The organism is Rhizobium sp. RCC_161_2, from assembly GCF_041355235.1.
Lineage (GTDB): Bacteria > Pseudomonadota > Alphaproteobacteria > Rhizobiales > Rhizobiaceae > Rhizobium.
On sequence record NZ_JBFUPL010000002.1, the window covers coordinates 331,959 to 341,517 of the forward strand.

The 9,559-nt window shown below is 59.3% G+C and carries 8 protein-coding genes; all 8 read left to right on the plus strand.

The window, feature by feature from the left end; genetic code table 11:
• Nucleotides 1-21 precede the first annotated feature (21 nt).
• The 8 genes from AB6803_RS05725 (at nt 22) to AB6803_RS05760 (ending at nt 9,484) form a co-directional block, all read left to right on the plus strand.
• On the plus strand, nt 22-2,484 hold the full coding sequence (locus AB6803_RS05725; RefSeq protein ID WP_371107983.1) for a glycoside hydrolase family 2 protein: 2,463 nt from the start codon (nt 22-24) through the stop codon (nt 2,482-2,484).
• 81 nt (nt 2,485-2,565) lie between these two features.
• Complete coding sequence (locus AB6803_RS05730) at nt 2,566-3,327, plus strand: sugar phosphate isomerase/epimerase family protein (protein ID WP_371107984.1); 762 nt, start codon at nt 2,566-2,568, stop codon at nt 3,325-3,327.
• An 11-nt stretch (nt 3,328-3,338) separates the two neighbouring features.
• The gene (locus AB6803_RS05735) at nt 3,339-4,472 is read left to right on the plus strand and encodes a Gfo/Idh/MocA family protein (protein WP_371107985.1); all 1,134 of its coding nucleotides are present in this window, start codon (nt 3,339-3,341) and stop codon (nt 4,470-4,472) included.
• 69 nt (nt 4,473-4,541) lie between these two features.
• Entirely contained in the window at nt 4,542-5,573 is a 1,032-nt protein-coding gene (mgrA, locus tag AB6803_RS05740) for an L-glyceraldehyde 3-phosphate reductase (RefSeq protein ID WP_371107986.1), read from the plus strand.
• Between the two features lie 106 nt (nt 5,574-5,679).
• Nucleotides 5,680-7,290, plus strand: a complete 1,611-nt coding sequence (locus AB6803_RS05745; protein ID WP_371107987.1) for a glycoside hydrolase family 43 protein — start codon at nt 5,680-5,682, stop codon at nt 7,288-7,290.
• A gap of 222 nt (nt 7,291-7,512) precedes the next feature.
• Complete coding sequence (locus tag AB6803_RS05750) at nt 7,513-7,842, plus strand: RcnB family protein (protein ID WP_371107988.1); 330 nt, start codon at nt 7,513-7,515, stop codon at nt 7,840-7,842.
• 188 nt (nt 7,843-8,030) lie between these two features.
• The gene (locus AB6803_RS05755) at nt 8,031-8,912 is read left to right on the plus strand and encodes an alpha/beta fold hydrolase (protein ID WP_371107989.1); all 882 of its coding nucleotides are present in this window, start codon (nt 8,031-8,033) and stop codon (nt 8,910-8,912) included.
• A gap of 20 nt (nt 8,913-8,932) precedes the next feature.
• Nucleotides 8,933-9,484 (plus strand): GNAT family N-acetyltransferase, encoded by a 552-nt coding sequence (locus AB6803_RS05760; RefSeq protein WP_371107990.1) that lies wholly within the window; start codon nt 8,933-8,935, stop codon nt 9,482-9,484.
• Nucleotides 9,485-9,559: the final 75 nt, after the last annotated feature.

A 9,559-nucleotide genomic window follows, 5' to 3' on the forward strand; every position in this document is an offset into this window, starting at 1 on the left:
ATAGCAGTCCGAGGAAGTCCGATGTCGTCCGCATTCAATGATGGTTTCAATCTCGATCTGGCTGGTTCGTGGAGTCTGACGTCCCCCGACAGCGATCATTCCCTCTCCATGCCGATCCCCGGTGACGTCCATACCGCGCTTCATGCGGCGAGCCTCACTCCCGATCCCTATTTCGGCCGGAATGAAGAGGTGGTGCAGTGGGTTGCCAATCAGGACTGGCAGATCACACGCAGCTTCAATCTCGATGATGCCAACGGCGACTGGTATCTGGATATCGACTATCTCGACACGGTGGCGAGCGTCTACGTCAACGACGTGCTCGTGCTTGAGGGCAACAACAGCTTCCAGCGCTACCGTCCCGACGTTTCCAAGGCCGTGAAGGCCGGTGAGAATACGATCCGCATCGTGCTGCATTCCAGCGTCAAGGCGGGCGCCGAACTGCAGGCGAAGCAGCCGTTCTATATTCCTTACAGCACGGCCAATTCGCCGATCCCGAATGGCAACATGCTGCGCAAGCCGCAATGCCATTTCGGCTGGGATTGGAACATTGCGGTCGCGCCGCTTGGCCTCTATGGCACCATCGCGTTGAAGAAGCTTGAGACTGTCCGCATCGAAAATGTCGTCACGCAGCAGTTCCACAATGCGGACGGTTCGGTCGATCTCAAGGTGACGGCATCGCTGTTTGCGAAAGGCACCGGCGTCGCCCAAGTCTATTTCGCGCTTGAGGATGAGCGGTTGCGGCTCGATATCGGCGTCAATGCCGGCGAGACCTCGATCACCCATGTCTTCCATATCGACAAGCCGAAGCTCTGGTGGCCGGCCGGCAGTGGCGAACAGGCGCTCTATACACTGTCGGTTGAGACCAATTCGGAAACCGTAACCCGCCAGATCGGCCTGCGCACCGTCGAGCTCATTACCGATGAGGACGAGGCGGGCAGTCGTTTTGCGCTGAAGGTCAACGGCCGCGAGATCTTTGCGCGCGGCGCCAACTGGATCCCGGCGGATGCGCTGTTTTCGCGCTCCAGCCCGGCTTTGACCGAGGATCTGTTGAAGTCGGCGGCGGCCGCCAACATGAACATCATCCGCGTCTGGGGTGGTGGTTTCTACGAGCATGACTGGTTCTACGACATCTGCGACCGGCTCGGCCTGATGGTCTGGCAGGACTTCATGTTCGCCTGCAATCTCTATCCCTCGACCGGCGACTTCCTTGAGAATGTCGCGGACGAAGTTAGCTATCAGGTCCGGCGGCTGGCGACGCATCCGTCGATCGCGCTCTGGTGCGGTGACAACGAACTGGTGGGTGCGCTTACCTGGTTCGAGGAATCCCGCAACGACCGCGACCGCTATCTCGTCTCCTACGATCGCCTCAATCGGACGATCGAGCAGGCGATGAAGAAGGCAGCGCCCGATGCGATCTGGTGGCCGTCGAGCCCGGCGTCCGGCTATCTCAACTTCGGCGACGCCTGGCATGCAGACGGATCCGGCGACATGCATTACTGGTCGGTCTGGCACGAGAACAAGTCCTTCGACAATTATCGCTCCGTGCGTCCGCGCTTCTGCTCGGAATTCGGCTTCCAGTCCTACACGTCGCTGCCGGTCATCAAGACCTATGCCGACGCCAAGGACATGAACATCGCGTCTCCGGTGATGGAACTGCACCAGAAGAATGCCGGCGGCAATGAACGTATCGCCGGCACGATGTTCCGCTATTTCCGTTTCCCCAAGGATTTCCCGAACTTCGTCTATCTGAGCCAAGTGCAGCAGGGCCTCGCCATTAAGACGGCGGTGGAATATTGGCGGTCGCTGAAGCCGCATTGCATGGGCACCATCTATTGGCAGCTCAACGACACCTGGCCGGTGGCCTCGTGGTCGAGCCTCGATTATGGCGGGCGCTGGAAGGTAATGCACTATCTGGTGCGCCGCTTCTTCCAGCCGGTCTCGGTCGCTGCCATCCCGTCCGAGGATAACAAGACGATCCGCTTGTCACTGGTCAATGACACCAATGTCGATGTCACCGTCGATATCGCTGTGTCGCTGCTCAAGCTCGATGGCGAACGTGTATCGCTGACGACGGCCCATGCGGTCTGCACGCCGGATGCGGCTGCTACTGCATTGTCCATCGATGCCTCGCAGGTGCCGGCCGATTGCCTTCTGGCGTGGCACTTCACCGCATCGAACGGTATGGGCGGCGAGGGGCATTATGTCCACGGCACCTACAAGGGGCTGGAGCTTCAGCCTGCGGGCCTGACGGTCCAAAGGAAAGAGATCGAGGAAAATGGCACGGTTGAGCTGACCGTCACCGCGCGGGGACTGGCGCTGTTCGTTATGATCGAGAGCGAGACCGAGGGGCGTTATTCCGACAATGCCTTCGACCTTGCCGCCGGCGAAAGCCGCCGTGTCGTCTTTACGCCGACAAAGCCGCTTGCCGGCGTTGTTCCTGACTTCCGCATTTACGACCTCCAGTCCAGCCAATCGGTGGATTGAGGATATCCAGCCGCCATTCGGCGGTATTTCAGGGCCGCTGGCCCATGACAGAAGGCCGTTAGGCCATTGGAGAGCATGACGATGACGAAACTTGGATTTCAGATTTATAGCGCCCGCAACTTCCAGCCCTATTCCGACGTGTTCGTAAAGCTCGGCAAGGCCGGTTATGCGGAAGTTGAAGGCTTCGGAGGTATCTATGCCGATCTCGACGAGGCCGGCCTGAAGAGCCTGCGTGCGGAGCTGGACAAGAACGGCCTGGTAATGGCGAGCGGTCATTTCAGCCCGGACTTCCTCGACGGTCAGGTGCAGAAGTCGCTGACGATCGCCAAGACGCTCGGCATGGATTCGATCTATGCACCGCATCTGGCCGCCGATCAGCGCCCGACCGATGCAGCCGGCTGGTTCGCTTTCGGCAAGCGCCTGCAGGAGATGAGCAAGCCCTACAAGGACGCCGGTTTCGAATTCGGCTGGCATAACCACGACTTCGAATTCGTCAAGCAGGCTGACGGCTCGTTGCCGATCGAACAGATCTTCGAAGGTGCTCCTGACATTTCCTGGGAAGCCGATATCGCCTGGGTCATTCGCGGTGGCGGCGATCCCTTCGCCTGGATCGAGAAGCTTGGCTCGCGCATCACGTCGGTTCACGTCAAGGACATTGCGGCGGCCGGTGAAAACAAGGACGAAGACGGCTGGGCCGACCTCGGCTATGGCACCGTTCCGTGGCAGAAGCTGCTGAAGGTGCTCGCCGGCACCAGGGCCAAGCACTACGTCATCGAACATGACAATCCGAGCGATATCGATCGTCTGATCACGCGCTCCATCGCATCCTTCAAGACCTACTGAGGCACTATCCCATGGCTAAGGAACTTGGCGTCGGCATCCTCGGATGCGGCAATATCTCAACGACCTACTTCAAGCTCTCTCCGCTCTTCAAGGGCCTGAAAGTGCTCGCCTGCGCTGATATCAACATGGATGCGGCGCGCCTGCGCGCAGAGGAATATCAGGTCAAGGCGCAGACTGTGGACGAACTGCTCGCCAATGACGAGCTGGACGTCATCGTCAACCTGACGATCCCGGACGCGCATTTCCCGATCTCCAAGCGCATTCTGGAGGCCGGAAAGCACGTCTATTCCGAAAAGCCTCTGGTGCTGACCCTGGAGCAGGGTGAGGAACTGCGTCGCATCGCCAAGGAAAAGGGGCTTGCCGTCGGCTGCGCTCCCGATACCTTCCTCGGTGGTGCACACCAGCTCGCCCGCAAGTTCATCGACGACGGCGGCATCGGCCGCGTGACGTCGGGCACTTGCCACGTCATGAGCCCGGGCATGGAGATGTGGCATCCGAACCCGGATTTCTTCTTCCTTCCGGGCGGCGGTCCGATCCTCGATCTTGGTCCTTATTACATCGCCAACCTCATCAACCTCATCGGTCCGGTGAAGCGTGTCGGCGCGATGACCTCGATGGCGTCGGAAACCCGCACCATCACCAGCCAGCCACGCAACGGCGAGACCATCCCGGTGAAGACACCGACGACGATCCAGGCGCTGCTGGAATTCGTCAGCGGCGCCACAGTGACGGTGACGGCGAGCTGGGATGTCTGGTCGCATCGTCATGCCAATATGGAGCTCTACGGCACCGATGGTTCGCTCTACGTGCCGGATCCGAACTTCTTTGGCGGCGTGGTCGAGGCCAGCGGCCGTGACAAGGAGATCAAGCCGCTTGCCGACTGGGCACATCCTTTCGGCATCGCCAACCAGGAAAGCCCGAGCGGCGCGCGTGCCAACTACCGCACGGCCGGTCTCGCCGACCTTGCGGCATCGTTGATCGACGGGCGCGACGCGCGTTGCTCGCTCGACCGCACGCTGCACGGCGTCGATGTCATGACCTCGATCCTGAAGTCGGGTGCGGAAAACCGCTTCATCGACCTGACCACGACCTGCACGCAGCCGGCCGCTCTTGGCATCGAAGAAGCTCAGGCGCTCTTGAAGTAGGCGCAGGAAAAGCTAGTTTGCGCGCGGGTGGATAACCCGCGCGTTTTTCATCTCAAAGGAATTGGCATCATGTCTTGGCAACCGGCATCTGACCGCTATGCGAAAATGAAATACAACAGAACGGGCCGTTCCGGCCTGAAGCTGCCGGCGGTTTCGCTGGGGCTTTGGCACAATTTCGGTGGCGACACGCCGCATGACCGCAAGGTCGACATGTGCCGCACCGCGTTCGATCTCGGCATCACCCATTTCGACCTGGCCAACAATTACGGTCCGCCTCCCGGCAGCGCAGAAACCGCTTTCGGCGAGATCCTGCGGACCGACTTCGCCGGGCTGCGCGACGAGCTCATCATCTCGTCGAAGGCCGGATACGACATGTGGCCGGGTCCCTATGGCGAATGGGGCAGCCGCAAGTATCTGATCGCGTCCTGCGACCAGAGCCTGAAGCGCATGGGGCTCGACTATGTCGACATCTTTTATTCCCATCGCTTCGACCCGGATACGCCGCTCGAAGAAACCTGCGCGGCGCTCGACCATATCGTCCGTTCGGGCAGGGCGCTCTATGTCGGCATCTCGTCCTATAACTCGCAGCGCACGCGCGAAGCCGCTGCGATCCTGAAGGATCTTGGCACGCCTTGCCTGATCCACCAGCCGAGCTATTCCATGCTCAACCGCTGGGTCGAGGATGACGGTCTGGTCGATACGCTGGAAGATCTGGGCATCGGCTCGATCGTCTTCTCGCCGCTTGCCCAGGGCATGCTGACGACGAAATATCTCGGTGGCATCCCCAGCGACAGCCGCGCCGCCCAGAACCATTTCCTGAAGCGCGACTTCATTCGTCCGTCGATCATCGAGAATATCCAGAAGCTCAACGAGATTGCCGAAAAGCGCGGCCAGACGCTAGCGCAGATGGCAATCGCCTGGGTTCTGCGTGGCGGTCGTATTACCTCGGCTCTGATCGGCGCGAGCCGTTCGTCGCAGATCGTCGATTGCGTCAAGGCGCTCGACAATCTCGAATTCACCGCGGAAGAGCTGAAGGAGATCGATGTCTACGCCCGCGAGGCGGACATCAATCTCTGGGCCAAGTCGGCCGAACGCGATTGATCAATCAAAAACGCCCGGGACCTGGTTCCGGGCGTTTTTCTTTGTCTTGATTTCCTATTGCCGTCCGAACGGCGCATAGTGGTGTGTTCTCTGGAGGAGATGTCCCATGATCCGCAACCCGATCCTGCCGGGCTTCAACCCCGACCCGTCCATCTGCTGCGTCGGCGAGGATTACTATATCGCGACGTCGACCTTCGAATGGTATCCGGGCGTGCAGATCCACTATTCGCGCGATCTGGTGAACTGGACGCTGGTGCGCCGGCCGCTGGAGCGGGCCTCACAGCTCGACATGCGTGGCGAGCCAGATAGCTGCGGCATCTGGGCGCCATGTCTCTCCTATGCCGATGGCCAGTTCTGGCTGGTCTACACCGACGTCAAGCGCTACGACGGCAATTTCAAGGATGCCCATAACTACATCGTGACCTCGCCGACGATCGAAGGCGAATGGTCCGAGCCGTCCTATGTCAATTCATCTGGCTTCGATCCATCGCTCTTCCATGACGAGGACGGGCGCAAATGGTTCGTCAACATGCAATGGAACCAGCGCACGGAAAGCTATGGTGGCTCGCCGAAGACGCCGGCCTTTGACGGCATTCTGCTGCAGGAATGGGATGCGGCGACGAAATCGCTGAAAGGCCCGATCAAGAATATTTTTGCCGGCACCGAACTCGGCCTGGTCGAAGGCCCGCACCTCTTCAAGCGCAACGGCTGGTATTATCTGACGACCGCCGAGGGCGGTACGGGCTACGATCACGCTGTCACCATGGCGCGTTCGCGCAATATCGATGGCCCCTACGAACTGCATCCGAACAAGCATTTGATCACCTCAAAGGATCGTCCGGACGCGGCCTTGCAGCGGGCAGGGCATGGCCAATATGTCGAGACCCCGGATGGGCAGTTCTACCATACGCATCTCTCCGGCCGCCCGCTGCCGCCCCACCGCCGCTGCACGCTCGGCCGCGAGACCAGCCTGCAGAAATGCGTCTGGAAGGAAGATGGCTGGCTCTATCTGGAAAACGGCACCACCGTTCCCGATATCGAGGTGCCCGGCCTGAACGGCGCTGAGCCTATCGAGAAGCCGCGCCGCAGTGGCTATAATTTCGACGGCGGCAAGTTGCCGGCGGATTTCCAATGGCTGCGCACGCCGCAGCCGGAGCGCATTTTCAATCTGACGGATCGATCAGGTCATCTGCGCCTGTTTGCGCGGGAAAGCATCGGTTCCTGGTTTGAGCAGGCGCTGGTCGCTCGCCGGCAGGAGCATCATAGCTTCCGCGCGGAAACCGTCGTCGAGTTCCAGCCGGACACCTATCAGCAGGTCGCAGGCCTCACGCATTACTACAATCGCTTCAAGCTGCATGCGATCGCCGTCACCCTGCATGAGAAACTCGGTCGCTGCGTCACCATCATGACCTGCGCGGGCGACTATCCGAACGGCCGATTGACCTTTCCGATCGATGGCGGTGTTGCCGTTCCCGATGGGCGCATCCAGCTTGCCATGGAAGTCTACGACAACGACCTGCAGTTCTTCTGGCAGGCGGAAGGCATGGGAGCATGGCAGGCGATCGGCCCTGTGCTCGACGCCGGCGTCATCTCCGATGAGGGTGGGCGCGGCGAGCATGGCTCCTTCACCGGCGCCTTCGTCGGCATGTTTGCCTTCGACACGTCGGGCCGGGCAAAGACCGCCGATTTCGATTGGTTCAATTACGACGAGCTTTGATTTTCCCGATCATTGACCGATTATCGGTACGCCCTTATCTGCAAGGGAAGGCGGTATTTCTTTCAGATGCGAACTATTGATGAGTTGTCGCACTCATTTTATCAGTAAATCCCGGCAAGCATCTAATTTTTATTACAAAAATGTAATGGAACCGTCAGCTTCGCTTCATCTCTTGCGGGATAGAAGCTTCCTTTGCAGATCGTGAATCGAGGAAACGTCCCAATGAGAAAAATCCTTTCCATCCTTATCGCCGCCTCGGTTCTGACAACGCCGCTGGCAATGGCCACCGAGGCTAATGCAGCACAGGCGAACAAGCAGGTTGTTGTCCTCAAGAAAGACGTGGTCAAGAAGAAGGTCGTTGTTCGCAAGGGTGGCTGGGTTACGGGGCGTCGCCTGTCGGCATCCGACCGCCATCGTGCCGCGACCATCGATTATCGCCGTCACCGTCTGTCTGCTCCACCGCGCGGCTATCACTGGGTTCGCATCAAGAATAACTTCCTGCTCGTCGGCATGACCAGCGGTTTGATCTCCAAGGTGGTCAACGCACGCTGAGCGCGGACTGATATCGGAAGTGCAGGAGGATGGTCCGTCGGGCCGTCCTTTGCTCCATGCAGCGCCGGCATTAGGCCGAAGCCGAAAGCCACTTGCAGCAGACCGCCGCAGGTGGTTTCTTTGTTTTCAATGGTCTGACGGTGAAGAGTGTCGTCTTGATCGGGCCATTCCCAATGAAAGGAGTGGCAATGAAAAAGATCGCTGCCGGCGTACTCGACGTCGCCTATGAGGAGATCGGCCCGGAGGACGGCTCTGCGGTCTTGCTGCTCCATGGCTTTCCCTACGACGTGCATGCCTATGATGAGGTTGCACGACAACTGGCGGGCAAGGGGCTGCGTTGCATCGTCCCGTCTCTTCGAGGCTACGGTCTGACACGCTTCCTCTCGGCGGAGACGCCGCGTTCCGGCGAACAGGCGGCGCTCGGGGCCGATTTGCTGGCCTTGATGGATGCACTCTCGATTGAGAGCGCCATTCTCGGCGGCTATGATTGGGGCGGCAGGGCGGCTTGCATTGTCGCCGCGCTCTGGCCGGAGCGTGTTCGTGGTCTGGTAAGCTGCGGAACCGGCTACAATATCCAGAATATCGCCAAAGCAGGACTGCCCGTTTCTCCTGAGGAAGAGGCTCGCTACTGGTATCAATATTACTTCCATTCGGAGCGCGGCAGGGCTGGGCTTACCGCAAATCGCCGCGAGTTCTGTCGCTTCATCTGGCGGCTATGGTCTCCGACATGGGCGTTTGACGACGAGACCTTTGATCGCAGCGCCGTCGCCTTCGACAATCGCGATTTCGTCGATGTCGTCATTCACTCCTACCGTCACAGATTTGGCGGCATTGCTGGCGACCCGGCTTTCGCGGAGATCGAGGCGCGCCTGGCGAAACAGCCCGATATCACGGTGCCGACAATCGTGCTGCAGGGAGCCGATGACGGCGTCGATCCACCGCAAGCGGCCGACCGCGATGTCGCGCACTTCTCCGCACATTATCAGCGCCGGATCATAGCTGGCGTAGGGCATAATCTACCGCAGGAGGCGCCGGGCGCTTTTGCGGAGGCGGTGCTTGCTCTCCCATAGGTCTTTGAGGGTATTTGCCGATGAGCAGCACAACGCCTGACCTTGAGGGAATCGATGTCAGACTTCGTCAGCCTCACGAAGGCGATATCGACGCGCGGTTTGCGCTGGGAGCGAATGTCGATATTGCCGTGATGTTTGGCCTCAGTCGAGACGATGTAAGCCCGCTTACGAGGGCTGCTGCCGAGAAATGGGTTCAGAACTTCGATCAGAATCCGCATGCCTGGATAATCGAAGCTGAGGGAAGGTTGATAGGCGAAATCCGCCTTGATCGTGTCGATCTTAGAGATCGACGCGCCTCAATGGCTATCGGGATCTACGACAAGGCATTTCTCGGTCGCGGGTTCGGCAGCGCGGCTATCAAGCTTATATTGGGCTATGCCTTCGGAGTGCTTCAACTACATCGCATCAGTGTCCGCGTTCTTGCCTATAACCATCGGGCCATCAGGGCTTACGAGAAATGCGGTTTCGTTCTTGAGGGCCGTGAGCGGGAAACAGCTTTCGTTGACGGGCATTGGCACGATGACATTATGATGGGAGTGCTTGCGCATGAATTCGAGCCGCCAAAGAATTGATATTTTGAATTAATTTTCTGAATCGTAAACGAGCATCCCGATCTGAATCAAAAATCCCCGGCGCAATGACCGGGG